The organism is Vibrio cortegadensis, from assembly GCF_024347395.1.
GTDB classification, from domain to species: Bacteria; Pseudomonadota; Gammaproteobacteria; order Enterobacterales; family Vibrionaceae; genus Vibrio; species Vibrio cortegadensis.
In genome coordinates this window covers 1,109,396-1,134,062 of the sequence record NZ_AP025472.1, presented here as the reverse complement: position 1 = coordinate 1,134,062, position 24,667 = coordinate 1,109,396, and the positions used below count along the sequence as shown (strand labels likewise).

Genomic DNA, 24,667 nt, shown 5'->3' with positions numbered 1-24,667 from the left:
CAGTAAATCCGAATAATGATTTTACATTTTACCCAATTATCAATTTAAGTCGAACAGATAAAATAGTTGCCATAAGTTAATTACAACAAAGAATAAGCTAAAGGTAACATCATGAATAAAGAAAAAATGCCCTTTCAAGTCTGGATACTCACATTGGCTGCTTTCGCCATCGGTACTGCCGAATTTGTGATTGCTGGCATCTTACCGCAAATTGCAACATCCCTTTCGATCACTGAAGGTCAAGCTGGTTACTTAATCAGCGCCTATGCATTAGCCATTGTGATTGGCGGCCCTGTCTTAACCATTTATTTAGCCCGTTTTAATAAGAAGGTCGTTCTAACTGGTTTAATGGCACTATTTATTATTGGCAACGTATTATCGGCGCTAGCACCAACCTACCATTTATTACTGATTAGCCGTGTCATTGCTGGCCTTGTTCAGGGGCCGTTCTATGGCATTGGTGCCGTTGTCGCAACCAATTTAGTCACCGAAAAAATGGCAGGTCGTGCTGTTGGCCAAATGTTTGCGGGCTTAACGCTTGCCAATGTTCTTGGTGTTCCCGCGGGTACTTGGATCAGTTTGCAGTTCGGATGGCACACCACCTTCTTTACGGTTGCTGCATTTGGTGCCGTCGCTATGATTTCAATTTTAACTTCAATAAATTCAACAGGTCATAGCGAAGCAAAAGATATTAAAACTCAGCTGATGGCATTTAAAAACCCAATGCTGCTCATTAGCTTAGCAATCACCGCATTATCATGGTCTGGTTTTATGGCTCTGTATGGCTACCTCGCGCCAATTGCTATGCATATCACGGGCTATGGTGAGTCTGCTGTGACATGGATTCTGGTTATTGTGGGAGTTGGTTTAATCATTGGCAATATTTTAGGTGGCCGCTCTTCTGACAAAAACTTAGGAAAAGCATCGATGTTCTGGGCTGTCGCCATGATTATTTCATTAATTGCCGTTGGCTTGGTGGTTGATAACAAAATTCTCTTTGTCATCACCGCATTTATCTTTGGGATTGCGTCGTTTGCAAACGTGCCGGCCATGCAACTTCGAGTGATGAATCACGGCGGTGAAGGCCAAGAACTCGCAGCAACAGCAAACATATCGGCATTCAACTTAGCCAATGCATTCGGTGGTTTCCTAGGTGGCATGGTACTCGATAGCCAATTAGGAGCAAGCATGATTCCTTTTGCTGCCGTAGTAGTTCCCGTCATAGGTTTACTATTCATTGCGAAAACCAATCAAAAAGAAAAAACATCAGCACTAGTTACACCAAGTCTCGCAAATTAATTCTTTTAGAAAGGCTCATAACCTGAGCCTCATTACAAAGGAGCCGTTCGATGGTTTTAAATCCAAAAATGACAAAAAATCCATTACATCAATTCGCTATTAACGACATTCCCTTTTGCTTCTCAAAGAAGAATATCGATATTTTTGATTATAAATTAGTTCAGAGAATAGAGAGTCTCGTTATTGTTTTCTTAGGTGTTCTATTTCTGCTTTTACTCTAATCAACAGCGGTTAACCGCATCATCCTATTACGATTTTTAGAAGGTACACATTATGAATCAAGAAAAAACCACATTTGTCATCATTGGAGGCACTTCTGGGATTGGCGAGGCGGTAGCTCAGTACTTCACTCATGAAAATAATACTGTTCATGTGGTAAGTCGCTCTACTGGCCTAGATATCAGTGATGAAAAATCAGTTCATCATTATTTTGAGTCGATTGGGCCAATTGATCATCTTGTTGTTACAGCAGGGTCATCGGCTCCCTCCGGGAGGGTAACTGATGTTGCTATCACAGAAGCAAAATCAGCTTTTGATACCAAATTTTGGGGCTCAATTCACGCGGCTAAACATGCAGCTCGTTATCTAAAACCCAATGGCTCAATCACCCTTACCACGGGCATGTTATCTCGAAAGGTGGTGGCCAACACTTATACAAAATCAGCAATAAATGCCGCCTTAGAAGCGGTGACCAAGGTGCTCGCTAAAGAATTGGCTCCAATTCGAGTGAATGCTGTAAGCCCAGGATTAACAGCAACAGCCGCTTATCAAAATATGGATACAAAATCTCGTGAATCTATGTATGACAACGCAAAACAGAGCTTGCCTGTTGGTCACATTGGCCAAGCCTCAGATATTGCGATGGCTTATGTGATGGCGATTACAAATCCATATATGACAGGTTCAATCATCGATATTGATGGCGGCGCATTAATTAACTAATACGAGCGAAAGGTAATAACATGAACACATTATTTGAGAAAACCAACTTAAAAAACATCGGCTTGCAAAATCGAGTCGTAATGGCTCCAATGACTCGTGCGCGTACGAGCCAGCCGGGGAACATTCCAAATGAAATGATGGCGACTTATTACAAGCAACGAGCCACTGCAGGGTTAATTATTTCTGAAGCAACACAAATATCAGACGACTCTCAAGGCTACTCATTCACTCCTGGTGTTTACACAGATGAACAAGTCAAAGGATGGCAACCAATCACATCGGCGGCTCATCAAGCTGGTGCTGCGATGTTCTGTCAATTATGGCACGTAGGAAGAGTATCTCACCCGACGTTCCAGAAAGGGGAATTACCTATTGCCCCCTCTGCTCTTGCTCCTGTTGAAACCAAAGTATGGATTGCAGATGAACAAGGCAACGGCAATATGGTCGATTGCATTCAGCCGAGGGCAATGACGCACGATGACATCCATCGTGTCATCCAAGATTTTGCCTACTCTGCAAGACGTGCAATAGAAGCGGGGTTTGATGGTGTAGAAATACACGGTGGTAACGGATACCTGATTGATCAATTCCTTCGAACTAACTCCAACCATAGGATCGATGAATATGGCGAAACTCGTGAAAACCGTATTCGTTTTCTGCTTGAAGTGGTTGATGCGGTAAGCAAAGAGATTGGGGCTGACAAAGTTGGGGTTCGCCTTGCTCCTTTCATCACGTTTAAAGACATGGATTGTCCAGATATTGTGCCAACTATCCTTGAAGCTTCAAGAGAATTACAAGCGCGTGATATTGCTTATTTACATTTATCAGAAGCCGATTGGGACGATGCACCAATTATCCCTGAAAGCTTCCGTGTTGAGCTACGAAAAATATTCACCAATACGATTATCGTCGCAGGCAGTTACACACAAGAACGCGCTAATGAGATCCTCAACAAAGGCTATGCTGATCTTGTCGCTTTTGGTCGCCCGTTTGTCTCTAACCCAGATTTGGTATCACGACTAAAGAACCGTTACCATCTCGCAGAGTTGGACGGTAACACTCTCTTTGGTGGAAGTGAGCACGGCTATACTGATTACCCACGTTTCTGTGGTGATCTTTAATACCCACCCAAAACGCCTAAAGATTCTCACTTTAGGCGTTGTACTCAAACCATAAATCGTAATTAACGTTCGCCTTGTACTTCAAAGTCATCCGCAACCAAGCGTGCTTTTCCATCTTCTTGAATCGTCCAATGTTCACGATGAACAACGCCAAATGCTTTGTTCATCGTCCAGTTTGCACTTAACAGGTAGCCATCATCACCAATTTGCTCCCATGTCACATCCGTATAATCCACATCTGAAAACCCTTGGTCCATGATATTTTGCCAAAAAGCTTGGATCTCCTCACGACCAGTAAACGTTCCGAATGGACGTGCTTCCATTACGGTTCCTTCCGCATATTGGGCAGCGCAACCTGCTGCATCTTGAGCGTTAAATGCTTGTTGCCATGCTGAAATCCCAGCTTTGCATGCTGATAAAATTTGTTCTTGAGTCATTATTCTTCTCCAAATGTTTGTATGTAGCCAACTATAAGCGCATCATTAAGCAAGAAAAACAGACCAATTCGAAAATACTGTTTAATAAAACAGAACAATGGAATTTAGCTAGCATGAATAAACTCAAACAAATGACTCTCTTCATGACTATCGTCGAGACAGGTTCAATCACTAAAGCGGCAGAAAAACTCGACCTTTCTAAATCGGTCATTAGCCAACATCTCAAACAATTAGAGCTCGATCTTGATGTCCCGCTGCTCAAACGAACAACGAGAAAACAGATACTCACCGCTTCAGGTGAACACTTTTATCGACAATGTTGTGAAATGCACCGGTTAGCCGAAAAAGCATGGAGCGATATTTTACATCAACAAGATTCCCCTCAAGGAAAACTGACGGTGACGGCCCCACACGCGCTGATGAATAGTATTGTGATCCCTGCTCTAAGCTCTGCATTTAAGCAATATCAAGACGTAAAGCTCAATCTCATCGCCCATGATGGCCACCTAGACTTAATGCAAGAAGGGATTGATTTAGCGATTCGAGTTGGCGAATCAAAGCTAAGTAATTTGAAACAGAAGAAGATTGGTTCGGTGCAAGATGTGCTATGTGTTTCTCAAGATTATCCAACATTTGTCGACAGTGAGATAGAGAAGCAGCCTTACATTGCTAATCACTGGCAATCAAAACAAATCACTCATAAATTGAGTAATAAAAGGTCTGACAAGACTCATATTTTGGCTTTCACCGTCTCTCACCAAGTGAATACGGTTCAAAATAGTTTAGCGCTAATTCAGAATGGATTAGGTATAGGTATATTGCCGCAATTAATCTATTTGAAACACCAAGATAGATTAAGAGAAGTACTGCCGAACTTTGAAATGGCACCATCCAATGTCTATTCGCTACACCCTTTCCACAGCCAAATCCCCATCAGTGTCAAGATGGCAATAGAAGCTATTGAGGCGGAGCTATAGACAATACGATGCTATTGGCTGATGTTTAGGTCTGATTCCGATTTAGCTGTTATCACAATATCGATCTCTCCACTCTCCAAATTGACTGTCGCATCATAGAAGCTAAACGGGTCACCATAATGTTTGAATGTGAAATAATAAGTTTCTGCGGGCGTCCATAAAACAGTCGAATCGGCAGGCTGAAGATCATATCCATCTTGCGCATACAATTCTGTCTCGGCAACTTTCATCTGAGCTAGTTTTTCGCTTGTTTCTCTGTCTATTTTAGGTTCTAGGGAAGGGTTACTCGGGTACGATTCACCGTTATAGCTCATCAATCGATAAGCTCCATTGCTCCACACGATAAAATCTTGCCATCCGTTACGATAGCTGTTGGCTAACGTGATTGGCGTTCGAGCTACAGTGATTCGATTAATCACTTTACCTACACTATCGAACATAACTGCGGTACACCCACCGCTACCACAGAAATAACGATCTTGTATTAATACAAGATGCTCAACGTCTCCATCACGATTTAGATCTACGCTCCCCGTTAGGTACTTAATCTGATTTTGTTCTATCGATAAACCTTCTGGAGCCAAGATGCTCTTATCTATCCAAGTTTCAATTTCTGCTTTATCGGGATCAGCTGCAACCGTAGAAGGAGAGGTGTTAGTCGGCGTAGTTTCAACGGTAGAACAGCCCATAAAAGAGAGTAGAAAAAGCATCCCACTTAACTTACGAATATTCATATAACAATACTCTATTACATTAGTCTGTGATTTAAGAGTATACGCTCTGCTGCAGCGATAATGAACCATGTGGATATCTCGATAGCCTAACAACTCTGAGCTCAATTTACCTCTAGCCAACCGCAGCCCACTGATCCAGGTCGAGCCCAATCGCACCCAAACCATAGACCACTAATAATTAGAACTCATAACATTTTATTTCATTAAATAGCATATAGAACAGTCAAAACGTGCGCTAAAACTGGTTTTTATTGAATAATAATGTGGTTATTGTTAATATCCCGGCTGATATATATTTAGTGGTCTAATTATTTTAACTTTTACAGACCATTTCGCTTTTTAATTTTGAACAAAAAGCATTACGGATTAAACGTTTGAGTATCATTTATGGATAGCAGTTTTAAGAAATACAGTATCGACACAACCGATTACCAAGTCGGGCAAGATAACGTTCAAAAGTGGGGGTTTGATATACACAACCCTGTCTTCGGCATTAGTGCTGGACTTATTTTCCTTTTCCTTTCAGCAATGCTTATTGTTGAACCTAGTACCGCAAAAGAGGCTCTTAACAACCTCAAAAATGGCATCATCGAAGATTTCGATGTGTTCTTTATGTGGGCAACCAACTTCTTTGTTTTCTTCACCCTTGCTTTGATTGTTTCACCTTTTGGTAAAATCCGTATTGGTGGTAAAGACACAACGCCTGAACACTCTAGAGTCTCTTGGATGGCGATGTTATTTGCTGCCGGAATGGGTATCGGTCTTCTATTCTGGGGAGTTGCAGAACCTGCTGCTTACTTCACGGATTGGTGGGGAACGCCATTTAATGTTGAACCGTTAACCGAAGAAGCTAAATCACTCGCTCTTGGTGCAACGATTTTCCATTGGGGAATTCACGGATGGGCAATTTACGCTATCGTGGCCCTCGCGCTTGCGTTTTTCTCTTTTAATAAAGGGTTGCCGCTGTCGATTCGCTCTGTGTTCTATCCTGTGTTTGGCGATAGAGCTTGGGGCTGGGTTGGTCATATCATTGATATTATGGCGGTTCTAGCCACCTTGTTTGGCTTAGCAACGTCTCTTGGTTTAGGCGCACAACAAGCCACAAGTGGTATTAACCACGTGTTTGGCACTGACGGTGGCATCGGGATGCAACTCATTGTGATTGCATTCGTTACTTCTGTCGCCATTATGTCGGTGGTTCGTGGTATTGATGGTGGTGTAAAACTGCTAAGTAACATCAATATGCTGTTTGCGTTTGCTTTGCTCATTTTCGTGACCGTTGTGAGCTTTGACGTTGCGATGATCTCATTACCTGAGACTCTAATGGCATACGCAGAAAACTTTTTCCCTCTAAGTAACCCACATGGCCGTGAAGACACCACTTGGATGCATGGTTGGACAGTATTCTATTGGGCATGGTGGATTTCATGGTCCCCATTTGTCGGCATGTTCATCGCTCGAATCTCTAAAGGCCGTACTGTTCGTGAGTTCTTAGCAGCAGTTATCTTTATCCCAACATTGGTAACATTGATTTGGATGGCTGTATTTGGTGGCCTTGCTCTTGATCAGATGATCAATAAAGTCGGTGAACTTGGAGCCAATGGTTTAACCGATATCTCACTTAGTCTATTCCATGTGTACGATGTATTACCATTTGGCAATGTGATCTCAATATTATCGGTTGTATTGATCCTGATCTTCTTTGTGACATCATCAGATTCCGGTTCACTGGTTATCGACAGCATTACCTCTGGCGGTAAAGTTGAAACGCCAATCCCACAGCGAATTTTCTGGGCAAGTGTCGAAGGTTCTATCGCGGCTGTGATACTTTGGGTTGGTGGTAAAGAAGCACTTCAAGCACTGCAATCGGGTGTTGTTGCGACCGCTTTGCCTTTCACTTTTGTTCTGCTCATTATGTGTTATAGCCTAATCAAAGGTTTGAACTCTGAATACTCCATGTATCGATAATAGCAACGCTAAACACACTTAATATTAATCAGCCTCTGTCATTTGACTGAGGCTGATTTTTTCTTTAGCCTCATCAAAACCTCCTTCTATTTCATGTAGCCCATCAATATGAGCCAGATAAATATTCAACAAAAAATTGCTAGCTTTACCTCTATTGAGCAAGCGTTAGATTATTTCGATATAGGTTTTGATAGCCAATTCATTGATGAGTACCGCCTGCCGCTGATAAAACGCTTCAATGGGAATTTGCTACTGGAAAAGCCAGATGATTGGTTTTCTGCTCGTCGAGCATTAAAGAATGCATATTGTAAAATTCAGCGAAGCCGTTTGGATCGCCATACTCGATCCGCTTGCCGAGGCTGTACGTCTTGTCAACGTCGATAATTGTTCCACTTTGATTCCCTACCCGCTGTATTTATTTTCTAACCTTTCACTATATTCATAATTATAACCCAGTGCGATATCTCTCAGAATTTCATTAATTAAACCATTACCATCACTCGGATACTTATAACGATAAAAGCAGAGATATTAAATGCGTAAAATACACGACATTGATTTAAAGCTTCTTCAGCTATTTTTAACCATTGCAGACTCAGGTGGTTTTTCAGCGGCACAATTTAAATTGAACATGCATCAATCCACAATCAGTACCCGCATGAATGATTTAGAGACACGACTCGGTATGACACTCTGTCACCGTGGAAGACGTGGGTTTCGCTTAACCAGCGATGGTGAAAAAGTATATCAACTCAGTAAGGGGATCTTTGAACATATCTCTGAGTTTGAAGAACAACTCGATTGCATTCGAAAAGTCTCTCACGGTCATATTAGACTGGCGCTCACCGATAATCTTGCCACCAATCCTAAATGCAAAATTCAACAAGCGATTCGTTTGTTTTGCAGTGAACACCCTAAAGTGACTCTCGATACCGATGCTCTAGACTCTTACAAAATTGAAATGATGTTACTCGAAGGTACGATAGAACTTGGGGTTACGTCCTCTGAAGTACAAAAAGATGGCTTAAATTATCAGTTTCTATTTAATGAAAGACAGTGTCTATATTGTGCCCCGGAACACCCAATTCTTGCCAATCGTGGAGAAATCACCACTGAAGACATTCTACAATTTCCGATTGTGGATCGTGGATTAACCCATAAAATAACGCCATTCAGTGACACTGAAAACTTACTCCATTTAGCCAGCAGCACCAACATGGAAGCAACGGCTCACCTGATTTTATCGGGAACTTTTGTCGGGTACCTGCCCGATCATTACGCCGCTATTTGGGAGCAACGAGGAGAAATGGTAAAAATCAATGCCCCCTCCTTGGAGTACTTAGCCGATTTTCATTTAACAACTTTGAACTCAAAAGAGTTATCGTTAGCAGCAAAAGAGTTAATGTCTGCAATTTACAATGTGCATTTAAATAACGATTCAAATACATCTAAAAACATAAATAAACCTGAAAACCAGCACGCAATAACGACTTAATTCAATTCAAGTACCACTTCTCCTTATGAATATTTTCGGGATAATTACGCTTATCCCGTGAATTTTATTCACTGCGATTTATTACATCGAATTTCAACAAAGTAAGTATCTAAAACTGATTATTTAACTTCAATCTTAAAAAGCGCTCAATGCATATAAATAATATCGTTACCAAAAGGTAATTACATGAGCGACTACCCATGCATTAATATCCACTTAGATACCATTACTCAAAACGCCAAAAACCTTGTATCCGCCAGCAAAAAATATGGTGTCTTCCCAACTGGAGTCACAAAGTTAGCCTGCGCATACCCACAGGTTGGACAAGCGATCCTGAATGGCGGCATTCGTATTCTTGCTGATTCTCGAGTGCAAAACTTGAAAAAGTTACGCCATTTACAAGCAGAAACCATGCTATTGAGAATCCCGGCGATCAGCGACGTCAGTGATGTGGTTCGTTACGCCGACATCTCTCTCAATTCTGAATTGGAAACCCTTCAGGCCCTTTCAGTTGAAGCCATTAAACAACAGAGAATTCACCAAGTGATTCTTATGCATGACATGGGCGATCTACGCGAAGGGGCTTTCTACCAAGAAGAGACCTTGGCTCTCGCACGGCAAGTCATGACACTCGAAGGCTTAAAGCTCGTCGGACTTGGGACTAATCTCGCTTGTTATGGCGGAGTTGAACCGAGTGTCGATAATCAAAAACAACTGATCGCTTTAGCCCAACAGATTGAGCAAGAGCATCAGATCCATTTAATGTACCTCTCTGGTGCCAGCTCCGCAGGTTTACCTCTGATGCTAAGTGGATCACTTCCTCAGGGTATTAATCAGCTAAGGCTTGGTGCTTCAATTTTGATGGGCATTGGACTAAATGACGATCCAATTCCAAACACTCGCCAAGATACGTTTGATCTCTCCGCAGAAGTGGTGGAAATCAAAGTTAAACCCTCTGTTCCAACTCTTTCTACGGCTCTGGATGCTTTCGGTCAACGACCTGAGTTTATCGACAGAGGCCTGCGCAAACGCGCGATTTGTGCCATTGGTAAACAAGATATTGATATCGACCAAATGACCCCAAAAGACAGCAATATTATTGTCATTGGCGGTAGTAGCGATCACTTGATTCTCGATATTACTGACTGTGATGACAACTATCACATCGGAAGTTTAATTGACTTCGAACTCTCCTATGGCGGTGTATTGCAGTGCATGACCTCTGAATATATCACCAAACACTTTATCTAATGTCCCTATGACTACTGCGAGCAGAAACGCCTCGTTAAGGATGCAACATGTTCAAAATTAAGAAGTTTCCAAATACGTTCACGATCTTATTTCTACTCATAGCGTTCTTTGCCTCGCTGACCTATCTATTACCAGCAGGCAAATACACTCGTGAAATGAATGAGCAATTGGGGCGTGAAGTTCCACTACCTGGCTCTTATCATGTCATCGAATCCTCGCCTCAAGGTTTCTTCGATACTTTAATGGCTCCCATCTCCGGCTTTTATGATCCGGTCAGCGGGGTTATTGGCGCTATCGATGTCAGCCTGTTTGTGCTGATGGTGGGTGGCTTTCTGGGAATAGTGACTAAAACAGGCGCTATTGATACTGGCATTGCGCGAGTAATGGTGCGACTAAAAGGCAGAGAGATCTACATGATCCCAATCCTCATGATTCTGTTCGCACTAGGCGGTACTTCTTATGGTATGGCTGAAGAATCTCTCGCCTTCTATGGTCTTCTTATCCCCATTTTTATGACGGCTCGATTTGATCCATTGGTGGCAGTCGCTGTTATTTTTGTGGGAACAGGCGTTGGCACATTAGGTTCTACAATCAACCCATTCGGTACAGTTATCGCCTCCAATGCGGCCAGCGTCGATTTTTTGAGTGGCGTTGAGTTGCGCTTTGCCATTCTTGCTATTGCTCTTGTGGTTGGGATTGGTTATGTGATGCGTTATGCGAAAAAGATTCAGAACAATCCTGAGCTTTCTTTACTTGCTCACCTGCGTAAAGATAATGAAGCGCATTTTTTGAGTGGTAAAGAGAACACAGATACCCTTCCTCTTCTGACTGGCTCACAAAAAGGTGTACTTTTCCTCTTCATTCTTACCTTTGGCATCATGATTTATGGCGTTTCCCTTCTCGGCTGGTGGATGGCCGAAATGGCTACCCTATTTATTTTTATGGGGATTTTATGTGGCATCATTGGCCGCCTGAGTGAAGATGACCTCATTAACTCTTTTGTAGCGGGCGCGGCAGATCTCATTGGCGTTGCATTAATTGTCGGCGTTGCTCGTGGGATCGTAGTGGTAATGGAAGCAGGAAACATCACTGATACCATTCTTCATTACGCTGAAGGTATTGTGGCAGGTAAAAGTTCAATTCTATTCATCAACACCGTCTACGCGATTGAAATGCTTCTCTCTTTCATCGTTCCATCCACTTCTGGCCTAGCGGTAATGAGTATGCCAATTCTTGCGCCATTGAGTGACTTTGCAAACACAGGAAGAGAGTTAGTGGTTACTGCGTTTATGAGTGGTATCGGTACCGTTCTGTTCATCACACCAACCTACGGGGTGCTCATGGGTGGGTTGGCGATTGCACGTATCCCTTACATTATTTGGCTGAAATTTATTGCACCGCTAGTGGTATTTTTCATTGCTCTAAACTGCGTCATCTTGTCTATAGGGGCTGGGCTTTACAGCTAAACACTCCTACTGAGTCATTGATATTATTACACTAAGTACAAACAAGGCCATGCTATGGATACCACGGCATGGCCTTATCATCACTCAGAAAGCTTCATGCTGTACCACTCCAAAGCCGATCTCATTAAGCTAAGTTCTACGCATGTTTTCAACTAAGTTCTTTTGATGACGATACCTCTTCAGCTCTTTGCTGATCTTGAGGATGATCCGATGGCGGTGAAAACAGTATTCCCAGCTTATGTTTCAGTTTACCCTGACTCGCGAACAACTCTTGGAACATCGCTTTCCACTCAGAAAACGTGACAACAATAGGATTAAAGCTATTAACGGGTTTTGAAATACCATAGCGAACCGTTTCAACTTCAGGCTCAAATGTATTGAACACTTTATCCCAAATGATCAGCACGCCCGCGTAATTTTTATCGATATATTGAGCATTGCGTCCATGATGAACCCGATGGTGTGATGGCGTATTAAAAACATACTCCAATATCCCTAACGACCTGATCCATTGAGTATGCACGAAGAATTGCAGTCCAAGATTCAGTAATACTACGAAAACGACCCATTTAGGCTCGAAACCGATGACGACCAGCGGCAACCAAAACATCCACATTCCGGCTAATGGGTACATTAAGCTTTGACGAAAAGCCGTACTAAAATTCATTCGCTCAGAGCTGTGGTGTACAACATGCGCAGCCCACATCCAACGGACTCGGTGGCTTGCACGATGGAACCAATAATAGAAGAAATCTTGCAGAATCATCAGAACAATGAAACTTTGCCAGTTCATACTGATATCAAAAATACGCCAATCAAAAAGCCATAAATAGATACCAGCAACAGCAAGGCCAAGAAGAATATCTGTCGCTTGGTGCATTCCAGCTAACATAAAATTACATGCTACCTCTGCGAAATGATAGCGAGCATTTTCTGGTAAGCTTCCTCTTTTTTGACCAAAAAAATATTCAGCCAAAATGCACGTTACAAATAGAGGAGCAAGCAGCATTAGAAGCCATTCGGGATTATCTATCAAACGGTTAAGGTCCATTTTAACCTCCATTTTTTTACCAACGAGCGAAATGATCTTCAGTTAAGCCTATAGCATTATTCAAGCGATGAATCGTTCCTTGATCATCTTGAATATATCCAGAAAAGTGTCCGATAAACTGGCGAAAATTACTTTTAAGCAACCACAGGTTGAGTTTCTCTGAGCGACAATTAACGGATTGAAATTCAAGGTCAACCTGCCCATCATCAGAATAGATTCGCCACTTTGACGGTTCTTGAGCTTCTTTATCATTTGAACGAACAAAGTCAAAATGGACAGGCCCCAACAAATGACGCTCACCATTCACCCAAAATACATTTTCACAACTGCCAGTTTCGTTCACGCCAGCCGCTAAATTTAAGCCTAATGTAGTGCCTTTTTCTTTGTGATTAATGCTTGCCCAGCGCCAACTCGTTTCACGTCGCATATACCCAGCAGAGAAGTCATAACTAGCCAATGATCGAGTCAAATCAACGTTATTATCTAAGACCGATAAGTTGCCTTCAATACGTAAAGCATTGTGTTTTTGAGTATAGGTCCAACCGTTATAGCCAGTTGGTGTACACATCGATAGTGGTAAGCTTTGATTTGGAAAAGGGAGTAAACGAAGATCTGCTTTCACATTCCTAGTGTTGAGGACCACCTGCCATTGTCCGTCAACGATGTTAAATTGAACGTCTTTTCCGCCAATGTGTGCGACCGATGAGTAGGGGGAAGGTGACGTTGCCGTATCTATGGAAAATGGTCGAAGCCAAGTCTCCTCGATAAGTGCGTTATTTTGAATGTCATACACATAACAAAAAGCAGAACCGAGGTAACGAATGTCTGCAAGTGCGACTCCGATAATGTAATTATCAGAAATCACACTAACAAATTGAAATTGCTTATAATCGAAATATTGTCTCCAACGACTTGCGGAGTTATCCATTTCATTCTTATAGCGAAAGAGCTCAACACCAAGATCTTGTGGTATGCCATCAAATTGACCAACCATCGGTTTTCCAGAGCTATCCATCAAGTTTTTAGGAGCGGTTTGGGTAATTCTCATGCTTACATCAAATTCCATTTACATTTTGATAACAGTATTTTGATGCTTAATTGTGCTTTTAGACAGATTTTTATTTGAAATATGCAGGGCTAGAATCACAAATATTCACTCATGTACCTTGGCTAACGGGGAAACGCTCTCATAAGATGACCAAAAGCGACTCCCAATCACATTTATTTATGGCCTGAGGTGAACGGTAGGAAGTTGAAGAGACTTGAAACTACAATCATTACCTAATCTGTTTGCCTATTTTGATTAGTAAAATGAACCGGGTATTTTTGTCGAATATAACGCTGTTCTTCAAACATATCTTTAAAGGTTATACCTTCATCTAGTTTAATGATGACTTCATTACCATCAAAACGCAGTATTGGCCCTTGAACAGGAATCTGACGATCACCATGCAAACGTAAAATTCCAGCCATGATCAGCCCTTTATATAAAGCTGAAAAATCATGTCTAACAATGCGTATACCTTTTTCAGAAACTTCACTCACAGGGATCAACTGATCTCCGATTCTTATCAAAGGTCGTGCTTTTTTCGGGTATTTTAACCGATAATATTGACGTTTTTGCTCAGCTACTTCTTTTTCCATGGGGGCTTAATATTCCTTCCAATCCCTTTCGCTCAAACTGACTTCGTAGGTTCTACGCTGTAATAAGAATAGTTATGTATCTGCTTGGTTTAGCAAAACTTTAGCTTACATTTGTCGACATAGATACCATATCTAGCCAAAACTAAAACATTCATCATGGCAATGCTCTTCTGGTTACCGAAGCGAACCTCGCTCTTGTGGGTAATTAATAAAAACTAATACCTAAAATTATTTTTCATAAATACCAAAATAGGAACTTTATTGTATAATACGGCAATCAAACAGCACCATTACCCCTTACCAAAATTCTGCGAAACAATTTTATGAAAAAAAATAATGGTTTTACTCTTATAGAGCTCGTTGTCGTGATTGTCATTCTCGGCATTTTAGCGGTCACAGCTGCCCCTCGATTTTTGAATTTACAAACGGACGCGCGCAATGCTCGATTAGAGGGCATGAAAGGAGCTATCGAAGGAGCACTGGCCATTGGATATGGGAAAATGGCGATAGAAGGGTTAGAGCATTTAAGATACGTCTCAAATAAAAATGAAGATACGGGACTAACACCGCCAACACCCAAGCATGACCTCCCTTTTACCGATTGTAATATTGGTGGTTCTGAAAGTTGCACCTTCATATATGGCAACCCTGATGCTGATGACACCAGTCTTCGTCAGTTAGTACAAGACCTTGAAACAGATAATTCCGATTGGGTTGTTCTGCGTCATCCTGATGGCGATCCTCGTCGTGAGCTTTTTGTCACCATAAGAGGAGAAACAGACATGACGGCCTGTGCTGTGCGCTACGCCCCACCGACGTCGGCAACAACTCAATATCAACTTGAAGTGTTACCTTGCCTTTAATTATTCGATACCCATAAATTGAATCAAAGCCTATACTTGCTGAGAGTGTAGGCTTTGGTATTAATCATTGCATGAAATAAAAATGCTCGACTTAAAAACAGCTCGATAATGTAAATATTCATCATCTGATGACTCATTCACTTTCATTCCTCTTTCTATGAGGGCTGAACTCAGATACAGATATTGAAATGCTCCCATTTAACCCACGTTTTTCTCGGCTAGCGTTTGATCCCGCAACTCAACCATTACCGAAACGTTTTACTTTTCCATACTATTACGAACCACATCCTTTAGCGAATCAAGCTATCGAAGGGTTACAACAATACCTTACCGAGCAATCAAACACTCTAGAAGATGTTCTCCACATGGGTCGAATGTTTGGTGTTCTGGTCGTAAAAGGCCAAGATGGTGTTGTAGGCTATTTATCTAGCGTCTCTGGTGAAAAACCTACTGCATTGGAAAAATTTGTTCCTAGCATTTTGGACTCAACCAATCCTGAACTGCAATACATTCAGAACAAGATTGATAACCTTCGTTGTAAGCTTGATAAATTAAATGATGATCCTGACTTACATCAGCTTAACTTAGAGCTAATGAGCATTAAATCAGAATCGAGTATCGCTCTCGACAGTCATCAACTACGGATCAAGGAAGCTAAGAAAGATCGAAAGTTACAGCGAAATCAAGCAGAAGCTGAGATGTCACCTGAGCAACTAGCATCATTCATTAAGTCCTTAGGTGAACAAAGTAGCCAAGAAAAACGACAGCTAAAAAAATTAAAACATGAGTGGTTAGAGAAGATCGCGTTTGTAGAAGAGCAACTAAGAAATCAGAATGCCACTGTGAATGCTCAAAAAGATGCCTGTAGACTAGAACTGGGCAAGTTAACAAAACTAAACCTACAGCAACGTACATTCTTAAACCAACATGGCATAACACAAAGTCTCTACCATTTATTTAAAGATAATACACCACTCGAACCTATTGTGAATTCAGAGCATGAGAATGCCCCGAAACTATTGCAGTATGCGTTCAAACATCAAATGAAACCACTCGCGCTTGCTGAGTTTTGGTGGGGCCCCGCGCCTGAAAAAGAGATCAGGCAGCATAAAAATTTATACCCGGTCTGCCAAAGTAAGTGCTATGAAATTCTCAATCATATGTTAGATGGTATTGAGACAGACCCCAGTCCATTGACAGTTAACCCCGCAGAAGGCAAAGAACTCGATATTATCTATGAAGATGACGTGATGGTTATCGTAAATAAGCCTGAAGAGTTTCTATCTGTTCCTGGAAAAACCATCTTAGATTCTGTCTATACACGCATAAAATCGCGTTACCCTAATGCGACTGGCCCTCTGATTGTCCATAGACTTGATATGTCTACATCAGGTTTAATTGTATTGGCCCTTACCTCTGAAGCTAATCGATTTATTCAGAAGCAGTTTATTGAACGAACAGTAGAAAAACACTATGTTGCTCTGTTGGAAGGCGAAGTAGAAGAAGAGTCCGGTGTCATTAAGCTGCCACTAGCGGGAGATTTATGCGATCGACCTCGGCAGTTAGTCTGCTTTGAGGAAGGAAGAAAAGCGGAAACGACTTGGCAAGTCCTTAACCGAATAGAAGGCAGAACAAGAGTCAGACTCTACCCGAAAACAGGCCGTACCCATCAACTCAGAGTCCACTGTGCACATCGTTTAGGGCTTAATTGCTCAATTGTTGGCGATGATTTGTATGGCTATAAACAAGACCGCCTCCACTTACATGCTGAATATTTACGTCTGATTCACCCTGTAACTAAAAAAGTAATGGTGTTCACTGCTGATGCCAATTTTTAGTCATTATTTTAAACACTCATCAATCAAATAAGCGCTGCTGAGGACTGGTTTCCGTTTCAGTGCTTATCTTCTTCTTAAGCTTTTGACGTTGATAGCGTTGACGGCATAACCGGATAACATTCAACTGCTGAGCAGGTGTCATGGACAGCCACTCAAACCGTTCACTACGCTTGCGCATGCACCCTTGGCAATAGCCTTTTGGATCGACGGTACAAACTCCAACACAAGGGTTAGGTACAGTAAAAAACTCCAATTGCTCCATATCTTCCCTCCCAAACTAAGTGCTCAATCTCATACACCATAAATATGACATTAAACGGATAAAGCTAATATTTACTTCTCAAAATACAATTTCCATTGCACTAAAATAGTTTATAAAAAATAATGACGATATACTGACACCAAGATAACTTATTCCACTATATTGTTAATACATAAATAGCATAATAATCAATAGCATTTGCTAGCCATATTTACTGGAGTTCGTCCTATGAAGTTTAGCTCAAAAACATTATTCGCAGCAGTTTCTCTTCCAATCATGCTATCAGCGTGCACTGGCAATGCGGATGATAACAGTATTGTTACAGAACAAGATTTGCAGCATCACCATTGGGAACTGACAAAAATTGATGGAAAACAAGTAAACTCTGATTCGAAAGTACCTGCCGCAAGTTTAGAAATAGGCGAAAAGATGACAGCAAACGGAAGTGCCGGATGCAATAACTTCTTCGGCCAAAGCGAACTTGAGAATGGCAAGTTTCGTATTAAGCAGATGGGGATGACGATGAAGATGTGTCCTGAAGAATCGATGGCGATAGAGAGTGCCGTTTCTCAAACGTTATCAGATTGGTCACAACTGACTCTCACAAAAGAGTCACTCATACTCAAAAATGACTCACATACTCTGACATACACACTGCGAGACTGGATGAATTAAAGCCGAAACAGCATAAATAGATAATAGTTCAAAAATTGAACGGTCACTTTTGCAACATACCTTAGTTCATAATATACTATGGGCCCTCACACATATGAGTGCCCTTTTTTATGAATATGAATTAATGAAGTCGATAACTCAAATAACAAAATATATTTTTAGTAAATACACCCGCATACATCGTTCAATGGTGATTTTGAGCCCTTCATTATGAAAAAATTATTTAACTACCTCATTACGCAGTACATTATTTACACAATAGTACCTCTTCTTATACTCGGTGTGTCAGCTCTGAGTTACGCATTGATTGATAGTCATCATGATTATCAATCAGAGTACAATCAAACGATTAACTATCAAATAAAACAAGCGAGCCGAGCAATACAGGACCTTGATATTGTAGGGGCTGAAAATGTGGTAGGGAAGGTATCCGATCTCAGCTATATTTTATCTGTAAAATTAGAGTCCACAAAATATGATTTAGTGCTGTCGGAATTTATTAGCGCCTCAATACCCGGTAAATCAGATAAAAAAAGCTATTTAATATACTCTCAATCTGGTGAGACTATCGGGGCTTTAACCGTGATTAAAGATACATCACAGATTTGGAAAGATTTGCTCATTGAATCAGTGCCTAATATTATTTTGGCTATATTGCTGCTACTCTTGATGTCGATGCTTCTTAGCCGTAAGGTGTTAAAAACACTAAAAACTCCATTTCATGATGCTCAACGGTATGGTTTTTTAATCGCAAATGGCGATATTAATGCCGAACCTCCAATTCATCAATTTGAAGAATTCAACTCTCTTTTTTCATCACTAGATAATTTAAGAGATCGTTTGATCAACAGCGTCCATGAGCTTAAAAAAAGTGAACATAGACACCAAGCAACCTATGACCTCACACAGGTATGCCTCTTTGTTGTTGACATAAAAGAGAAGCAAATCGTTCGATCTAATCGTGAATTTGAAACAACCTTTGGCTCTCTAAACAAAGTAAATAGTATTGAATTAAGATCAACTCTTCATGACTTTATAATCAAACTAGCAAATGGCAAAATTAACGACCAATATACTCTAGTAGGTGTCAATGGAGATAGACACTTTAAAGTCAACAGTGCATATCTTAATGAGTACCAACTTGAATGCTCAGCTCTCGATATTACAGAATTAGTAGATGCACATAGTTACGTGCAAAAACAGCTTATTACTGATTCGCTAACTGGAATAAAAAACCGAGTCGGTTTCAACAAAAGAATAGAAGAGATTCAAGCAAACCGATTAATCTCAACTTCAATCATTATGCTTGATCTAAACGGGTTTAAGCCTATTAATGATCAATATGGGCACTTAGTTGGAGATTTCCTACTCGCAACTGTCGCAAAAAGGATCAATGTTACTTTAGACAAGATAGGAGAAGTCTATAGACTCGGTGGCGATGAGTTTATCATTTTAACGAATAAGATCTTATCCGATGATGAATTGACTACTCTTGCTACATCATTAAATGAAAATGTTAGTAGAAATGTAAATTATGAAAACCACGAATTTTCAGTAACGATTAGTATCGGCAGTGCAAATTTCGTAGCGGGTAAATCAGAAATGTATGATGTGATACATCAAGCAGACTTGGCAATGTACCAAGCGAAGACATCAAAACAGACATACGTAATGGCTCAAAAGTAATAATGCCACAATAGAATGTGGCATTATCATTATTACTTATTGTATTTCTACACGACGGTTTTGATCACGATCTTTAGCGGTATCATTTGAAACTAATGGTTCATTTTCACCTTTAGATGAAGTTGATAACGCGTTTTTGCTGATGCCTTTCTTTACCAAGTACTCTTCAACCGCTTTAGAGCGTTTTAGCCCTAACGAAAAGTTGTAGGCTTTCGAACCAACAGAATCTGTATGCCCTTCCAGATTTAAGTTTTGATTATTATTTTTAATCATTCGCTGAATATTATCTAAAACATACTTAGATTTATCGGTAAGTGTTGATTTGTTGAAATCAAAATACACTCTAGCAATCACACCACCATCATTAATTGGTTTGAATTGCCCATTTGCAAGTAAAAATTCAGAACAATCAGAGCTAACACCCGAGCTAACCACTTGTTTATTAATAAAATCAAGAGTCGGATCGTACTCTCCCGTTTGTTCTATTTGATAGAAAGGCCCTTCATTTAAAATAACACGAGTTCCTTTACCTACAGAAATGTTTTTTTCATATTCTACCTTATCACCACCGCAGTAGTAACTTAGTGCTTGATTATCAATATTATTTGCATGCGTCAGTGTACTTGTACTGAGTAATATACATACTGTGGCAAGTTTTCTAATCATTTTCATTCTCCAAAGACTCAGTAACAAGGTGGTTAATTAATTTTAATCCATAAAAATCAAGGCGATAATGCTGTACAACTTCGTCGTCAAACACTTCAATAACTTCTGGTATTTCCAGAGGCATAAATTCCGCTAAATAATATCCTGTTGTATCATGAACATAGGTTATTTCCCCTCGAAACTCTTTCTCTTCCTCTGCAATATCAATTATAAAAATTCTATCTTCTAGTGAATTAGACTTCCGAATAATACTATTTAACTGATTTATAGTATTCTGATGTTTCGGTATGTCACTATTAATAAAAATATACGTTCTAGCCGTCCCTGCCGTCACATAGGCTGAAAATAACAACAGTAACACAGCTGCTGTTTTACAAAATAATTTTATCACTTAAGGTGGCCTATCTCTTCTGTAATTAGCTCTAATATTTGGTTCAATATTTCATCTCGGTTTTCGGCTTTATAAACATTTTTTGCACCGACACAGTTTTGAAGTGCTTTGTTATTTTTAGGCTCATAATCAAACCCAATCACTGCCATCCTAGCTCTAATTGGTTTGCCATCAGAAGACATACCCGTTCCGAGACCTTGGAGAATTTTTGTGCACATCCCTTCTTGGACTAAGCTCTGATGATACGTTTTGAAATAGCCAGAATCATCTCCATCAGAGATAACAATTAATAGACGGCGTGAATTAACACCTTTACGTAGCATCTGCGCACTTCTAATAATAGATTGATAAGATGTTGTTCCACCATTGGGATAGAACGAGCCCACCGAAGTATTGAATGCAGAGAAATCCGAAGTTAGAAATAAGTCTTTGAACTGAAGCTTATTATTTTTTCCCTTACAATGATTATAGCTTGTCTCATTTCCTTTCTCTTTCCACAAATTATCAACTGTTGTTTTTGCGTCAAAAGAACCTCTTGAATAATAGTCTTGCGACAAATCACACTTCTTTTTATTGTTATCACTACGAGTGCTATAGGTATAATAATTAAAAGGCGATATAGCAATTTTATTATCATTACCATCTTCTAAATCATTAAATCGTTTTAATTCAACTGTTACGTCTTTAATAATGTCGATGAGATCTCTGTATTTCCGTTGACTGCTCCCGCCCCATCCCCCATTCATGGACCCTGAAAAATCTGCGGCAAACACAACATCAACAGCTTCACTTTGATATTTCCTTGCTACCGCAGCACCGGCAACATCAAACGTTTCACCAAAACCTTGAATGGCATCATTACCTGGGAACCAAGAAGTATGTTTTGTTTTTGCTTGTACTTCATATTGGAAAAAGCGAGCTTCTCCCCTAGTTAAACCTTCTCTACATTCAGAGATTTCCTCACAATTATGCTTATATATTTTTAAGTCAGATACTTGAGTCATATCAACCATATATTGCTCAATATAATCAGTTGCAATTTTTCGGTTGGTGAGACTTCCGCTACCTATACCTGTACTGTCTTTATTCTCAGCATTATGTGCAGCAATAGCGAGTGATGCCACTTCAGCCGCATCTTCAATTCTTGCTTTTGATTGAAGCGCTCTCGCACCGTCACTCGCTAGTGTGAAAATTCCGAACAAAGTAGGAATTAACATTGCGAATAGTAACGCTGCATGTCCAGACTGCTTACGTTTTAAATGCATAATCGTCATTACCTGCCTATCATCACTGAAGAAGAACTCACTCTCGTAAATTCCGTCCCGAGCAAATCACCAATCCAATTGTCGGTTTCATAACAAAAAGTAACGCGATAAAGACTCGCTTGCCTTTCCCACGACGTAATTACAGATAAGTGCTGTAGCTCAGATAACGGCTTACTGACATTACAAGTAATCCCGCCAAATCTATATTCCTTTTGAGGGTTAGGGGCACTTATCCCTCTAAATGTTAACTCTTCAACTAAAGCGCCAAACTTAGTCGGATCATAGGTAGATAACGTTCTTGAAAGCGAATTCCCACCTATTGTCATCATCCCGCGAGCTTCATTTGACGTTATTTGATAGTCCTCTGAATACAACTGTGTACGCTCTTTTAATACGTTGACTAAAGAGTATGAAAGCCTATCTAACTTACCTTTAATCGATAGCTTAATGATGACATCACCACTAAAAACTATGAGCAGACTGAAAAACAAACCTACGATTGCAAACTCAACACTAAAATTACCCTTCTGTTTAGATCGTAAATTATTTAACTTCAAAAGAGTCACGCTCATACTCCTGTATCACAATAACTTCACGACTAAATATCGAGGTGCTGTCCATGAAATAAGTAAAAATTGAGTTAAAGTCATAGTCAATTCGATAGACGGCGATCGAGGAATCTTTTGCTATACCGCACTCTTGGCTATTATCACCATCTGGTATAACACATGGATCAACCATGTTCTCAAGATCATTAACAGACCCTAAATATTGAATAGATAACCGAAAATTACTCCCATCGACCACTCCAGCCCACAGTGAATCACTCTTATTAATAGAATTTTGGAATGCTTGCATGTAATCACGATCATGTGTTTTCGAGTCGCGAGCGGCTTCCGAAACAGCTAAATCGCCGATGGCAGAAACATAAGACATATAACTCATTTCCACCCAGGCCATACACATCAGCCAAAAGGCCATGAAACCCAGTACAAACTCTATAGAAGCGACACCTTTACTCTTTTTCATTCTCTTTACCTAAGCTGATAGGTTGTGTCTGAAGAATGACATCACTATCCTTTATGCGTTCAATGCCTTTTAACGCGGAAAAGTGCTCAAAAACTTCAACATCGTCATACTTTGAACCCAAAATAGATTTCACGTATTCAAAATTGCCCAGCTTTGCCATCGCTAAAGTTAAATTGGCTTTCAATTGATCATCCGCATCTTCGTTCAAATAGATCGGCAGTAATTTTTGTACTGCTTGTTTATACTGTCCTTCAATGATATCTAATACCGCTAGGTTATTTTTTATCTTGATATCATCATATAGATGGGTACGAGCAAGGTTAAAATACTCTCTTGCTTTGACGTAATCTTCTCTTCCGGCATATATCACACCAAGCAAATTCTCAATATCAGCATTATTTTTACTAATACTATGTGCTCTTTCTGCTGTAGCAAGTGCACGGTCATAACTTCCTAATTCATATTCGCTGTGCGCCTGTATCAATAACACATCAACGTCTGCATCAGTGGCCAAAGCTATAGGCGATATAATAAACAGAGCAGACTCTGCGTCACCTGAATTCAAATATGCATCGGCTAATTTGACACGGGTTGCTTTATTTTCCTTTATCTTTAGCTGTTCCTTATAGAGTAAAACCAACTGATCATAGTTATTAGTTTTTATCAGCATACTCTCTTTGGTTTTATGGTTATCCAAGCTCTTCGTTGAGGAACAACCAACTAATGTCACTAACAATACGCTTAAAATGATTGATCTATACACCAGACATCATCCTCATAACTCCAGGAGCCGCAATTAAAATTACAATCGGCAACATAATGAAGACAATCAAAGGTATAGACATTTTGGCTGCCAATTTACCAATCTTCTCTTCAATACCTAACATTTGAACTTCACGGATATCAGCCGATAATGTTGTTAATACTTGATAAACTGATGTTCCATATTGCAAACTTTGCTTAAGAGTCATTACGAAACTGCGCATCTCATTCGATGGAATCTCAGCATATAATTCATCAAGAGCTTTATCTAAACCGACAATTCTAGAACGGTCATTGGTTTTATTTAAGAAATGACTAATATCTTTATCAAAACCTTTCATCTCTTTTGCCAAGTAACTCATTGCAGATTCAATCGTCATACCAGTCTGAACACACACCGCCATTAGATCTAACAAATAAGGTAATTGATTAGAGATTTTGTTTCTTAACGCCTTTGAGCGAGAATCTAAAATAGCATCAGGAACGATGATACATAAGACTAGCCATGTTGCACCGATAGCGACTAAAGTGGATAACTCAAGCTGTTGCTGGAGACCATACCAATATATAAATCCTGCGCCAAAAAGAAGTAAAGAGTATTTAAATGGCATATAAAGACTCGCGAGCTTAAAGTTATAAAAACCGGCTGCATAAAACTTGCTAGAGACTTCTTCTTGGTTGGTAGAAATTAGAGACGATACTTGGTGTCCCAACTTTTCTAAAGTCGGCTTATTTTGACTCGATTCATGTGAATTTTGGTTTAAGGTGAATTTAGTTAAAAGGCTTTCACGCTTAGATGTTTTGTAAGCAAAAAATAGCAAACACAACACACCAAAACAGATTAG

26 protein-coding genes are annotated in these 24,667 nt (G+C 40.2%); 13 read left to right on the top strand and 13 right to left on the bottom strand.

The window, feature by feature from the left end; genetic code table 11:
• Window positions 1–111: 111 nt before the first annotated feature.
• The 3 genes from OCV39_RS05235 to OCV39_RS05225 all read left to right on the top strand — a co-directional run bounded on the left by OCV39_RS05235 (window position 112) and on the right by OCV39_RS05225 (window position 3,362).
• Window positions 112–1,299: an MFS transporter gene (locus OCV39_RS05235; protein WP_261889171.1), complete on the top strand. Its 1,188-nt coding sequence runs from the start codon at window positions 112–114 to the stop codon at window positions 1,297–1,299.
• Between the two features lie 273 nt (window positions 1,300–1,572).
• Entirely contained in the window at window positions 1,573–2,241 is a 669-nt protein-coding gene (locus tag OCV39_RS05230; RefSeq protein ID WP_261889170.1) for an SDR family oxidoreductase, read from the top strand.
• Between the two features lie 20 nt (window positions 2,242–2,261).
• The gene (locus OCV39_RS05225; RefSeq protein ID WP_261889169.1) at window positions 2,262–3,362 is read left to right on the top strand and encodes an alkene reductase; all 1,101 of its coding nucleotides are present in this window, start codon (window positions 2,262–2,264) and stop codon (window positions 3,360–3,362) included.
• A gap of 62 nt (window positions 3,363–3,424) precedes the next feature.
• Here the strand turns inward: OCV39_RS05225 and OCV39_RS05220 are convergent, their stop codons facing one another.
• Window positions 3,425–3,799, bottom strand: a complete 375-nt coding sequence (locus OCV39_RS05220; RefSeq protein ID WP_261889168.1) for a YybH family protein — start codon at window positions 3,797–3,799, stop codon at window positions 3,425–3,427.
• A gap of 113 nt (window positions 3,800–3,912) precedes the next feature.
• On the opposite strand from OCV39_RS05220, the gene OCV39_RS05215 reads away from it, so the two are divergent.
• On the top strand, window positions 3,913–4,776 hold the full coding sequence (locus tag OCV39_RS05215; protein ID WP_261889167.1) for a LysR family transcriptional regulator: 864 nt from the start codon (window positions 3,913–3,915) through the stop codon (window positions 4,774–4,776).
• 11 nt (window positions 4,777–4,787) lie between these two features.
• On the opposite strand, the gene OCV39_RS05210 is transcribed toward OCV39_RS05215, so the two are convergent.
• Window positions 4,788–5,510, bottom strand: a complete 723-nt coding sequence (locus OCV39_RS05210) for a hypothetical protein (RefSeq protein WP_261889166.1) — start codon at window positions 5,508–5,510, stop codon at window positions 4,788–4,790.
• Between the two features lie 387 nt (window positions 5,511–5,897).
• Here OCV39_RS05210 and OCV39_RS05205 point away from each other — a divergent pair, with 387 nt between their 5' ends.
• The 5 genes from OCV39_RS05205 (at window position 5,898) to OCV39_RS05185 (ending at window position 11,690) form a co-directional block, all read left to right on the top strand.
• Window positions 5,898–7,478: a BCCT family transporter gene (locus OCV39_RS05205; protein ID WP_261889165.1), complete on the top strand. Its 1,581-nt coding sequence runs from the start codon at window positions 5,898–5,900 to the stop codon at window positions 7,476–7,478.
• Window positions 7,479–7,586: 108 nt separating this feature from the next.
• Window positions 7,587–7,862 carry a nitrogenase-stabilizing/protective protein NifW gene (locus tag OCV39_RS05200; protein WP_017053717.1) on the top strand — a complete coding sequence of 92 codons (276 nt, stop codon included), beginning with the start codon at window positions 7,587–7,589 and terminating at the stop codon, window positions 7,860–7,862.
• Window positions 7,863–8,013: 151 nt separating this feature from the next.
• Window positions 8,014–8,973: a LysR family transcriptional regulator gene (locus OCV39_RS05195; RefSeq protein ID WP_261889164.1), complete on the top strand. Its 960-nt coding sequence runs from the start codon at window positions 8,014–8,016 to the stop codon at window positions 8,971–8,973.
• A 186-nt stretch (window positions 8,974–9,159) separates the two neighbouring features.
• A complete protein-coding gene (locus tag OCV39_RS05190) occupies window positions 9,160–10,224 on the top strand; it encodes an alanine/ornithine racemase family PLP-dependent enzyme (RefSeq protein WP_171756045.1) in 1,065 nt (354 codons plus the stop codon).
• A 47-nt stretch (window positions 10,225–10,271) separates the two neighbouring features.
• On the top strand, window positions 10,272–11,690 hold the full coding sequence (locus OCV39_RS05185) for a YfcC family protein (protein ID WP_261889163.1): 1,419 nt from the start codon (window positions 10,272–10,274) through the stop codon (window positions 11,688–11,690).
• 148 nt (window positions 11,691–11,838) lie between these two features.
• On the opposite strand, the gene OCV39_RS05180 is transcribed toward OCV39_RS05185, so the two are convergent.
• From OCV39_RS05180 to OCV39_RS05170, 3 genes are all read right to left on the bottom strand, one after another.
• Complete coding sequence (locus OCV39_RS05180) at window positions 11,839–12,741, bottom strand: sterol desaturase family protein (RefSeq protein WP_261889162.1); 903 nt, start codon at window positions 12,739–12,741, stop codon at window positions 11,839–11,841.
• Between the two features lie 16 nt (window positions 12,742–12,757).
• Window positions 12,758–13,789: a DUF2804 domain-containing protein gene (locus tag OCV39_RS05175; protein WP_261889161.1), complete on the bottom strand. Its 1,032-nt coding sequence runs from the start codon at window positions 13,787–13,789 to the stop codon at window positions 12,758–12,760.
• Window positions 13,790–14,022: 233 nt separating this feature from the next.
• Complete coding sequence (locus OCV39_RS05170; protein ID WP_017053710.1) at window positions 14,023–14,385, bottom strand: hypothetical protein; 363 nt, start codon at window positions 14,383–14,385, stop codon at window positions 14,023–14,025.
• Between the two features lie 323 nt (window positions 14,386–14,708).
• On the opposite strand from OCV39_RS05170, the gene OCV39_RS05165 reads away from it, so the two are divergent.
• A complete protein-coding gene (locus tag OCV39_RS05165) occupies window positions 14,709–15,248 on the top strand; it encodes a type II secretion system protein (RefSeq protein WP_261889160.1) in 540 nt (179 codons plus the stop codon).
• A gap of 188 nt (window positions 15,249–15,436) precedes the next feature.
• Window positions 15,437–17,086: an RluA family pseudouridine synthase gene (locus OCV39_RS05160; RefSeq protein WP_261889159.1), complete on the top strand. Its 1,650-nt coding sequence runs from the start codon at window positions 15,437–15,439 to the stop codon at window positions 17,084–17,086.
• Between the two features lie 19 nt (window positions 17,087–17,105).
• Here OCV39_RS05160 and OCV39_RS05155 read toward each other — a convergent pair whose 3' ends face one another.
• Complete coding sequence (locus OCV39_RS05155) at window positions 17,106–17,348, bottom strand: DUF1289 domain-containing protein (protein ID WP_017053707.1); 243 nt, start codon at window positions 17,346–17,348, stop codon at window positions 17,106–17,108.
• Between the two features lie 228 nt (window positions 17,349–17,576).
• Between OCV39_RS05155 and OCV39_RS05150 the strand changes: the two genes are divergently transcribed.
• On the top strand, window positions 17,577–18,023 hold the full coding sequence (locus tag OCV39_RS05150; RefSeq protein WP_261889158.1) for an META domain-containing protein: 447 nt from the start codon (window positions 17,577–17,579) through the stop codon (window positions 18,021–18,023).
• A gap of 210 nt (window positions 18,024–18,233) precedes the next feature.
• Window positions 18,234–19,709: a GGDEF domain-containing protein gene (locus OCV39_RS05145; RefSeq protein ID WP_261889157.1), complete on the top strand. Its 1,476-nt coding sequence runs from the start codon at window positions 18,234–18,236 to the stop codon at window positions 19,707–19,709.
• 36 nt (window positions 19,710–19,745) lie between these two features.
• Here the strand turns inward: OCV39_RS05145 and OCV39_RS05140 are convergent, their stop codons facing one another.
• From OCV39_RS05140 to OCV39_RS05110, 7 genes are all read right to left on the bottom strand, one after another.
• Window positions 19,746–20,375 carry an OmpA family protein gene (locus tag OCV39_RS05140; protein WP_261889156.1) on the bottom strand — a complete coding sequence of 210 codons (630 nt, stop codon included), beginning with the start codon at window positions 20,373–20,375 and terminating at the stop codon, window positions 19,746–19,748.
• Window positions 20,368–20,766, bottom strand: a complete 399-nt coding sequence (locus OCV39_RS05135) for a hypothetical protein (protein WP_261889155.1) — start codon at window positions 20,764–20,766, stop codon at window positions 20,368–20,370. The genes OCV39_RS05140 and OCV39_RS05135 overlap by 8 nt, the downstream gene beginning before the upstream one ends.
• Window positions 20,763–22,040 (bottom strand): TadE/TadG family type IV pilus assembly protein, encoded by a 1,278-nt coding sequence (locus tag OCV39_RS05130; RefSeq protein ID WP_315973061.1) that lies wholly within the window; start codon window positions 22,038–22,040, stop codon window positions 20,763–20,765. The genes OCV39_RS05135 and OCV39_RS05130 overlap by 4 nt, the downstream gene beginning before the upstream one ends.
• A complete protein-coding gene (tadF, locus tag OCV39_RS05125) occupies window positions 22,040–22,603 on the bottom strand; it encodes a tight adherence pilus pseudopilin TadF (RefSeq protein ID WP_371729634.1) in 564 nt (187 codons plus the stop codon). Before tadF ends, OCV39_RS05130 begins: the two co-directional genes overlap by 1 nt.
• Complete coding sequence (locus OCV39_RS05120) at window positions 22,575–23,060, bottom strand: TadE/TadG family type IV pilus assembly protein (protein ID WP_261889154.1); 486 nt, start codon at window positions 23,058–23,060, stop codon at window positions 22,575–22,577. Before OCV39_RS05120 ends, tadF begins: the two co-directional genes overlap by 29 nt.
• Window positions 23,047–23,730 (bottom strand): tetratricopeptide repeat protein, encoded by a 684-nt coding sequence (locus tag OCV39_RS05115; protein WP_261889153.1) that lies wholly within the window; start codon window positions 23,728–23,730, stop codon window positions 23,047–23,049. Before OCV39_RS05115 ends, OCV39_RS05120 begins: the two co-directional genes overlap by 14 nt.
• A gap of 85 nt (window positions 23,731–23,815) precedes the next feature.
• On the bottom strand, window positions 23,816–24,643 hold the full coding sequence (locus tag OCV39_RS05110) for a type II secretion system F family protein (protein ID WP_390903235.1): 828 nt from the start codon (window positions 24,641–24,643) through the stop codon (window positions 23,816–23,818).
• Between the last annotated feature and the right edge of the window lie 24 nt (window positions 24,644–24,667).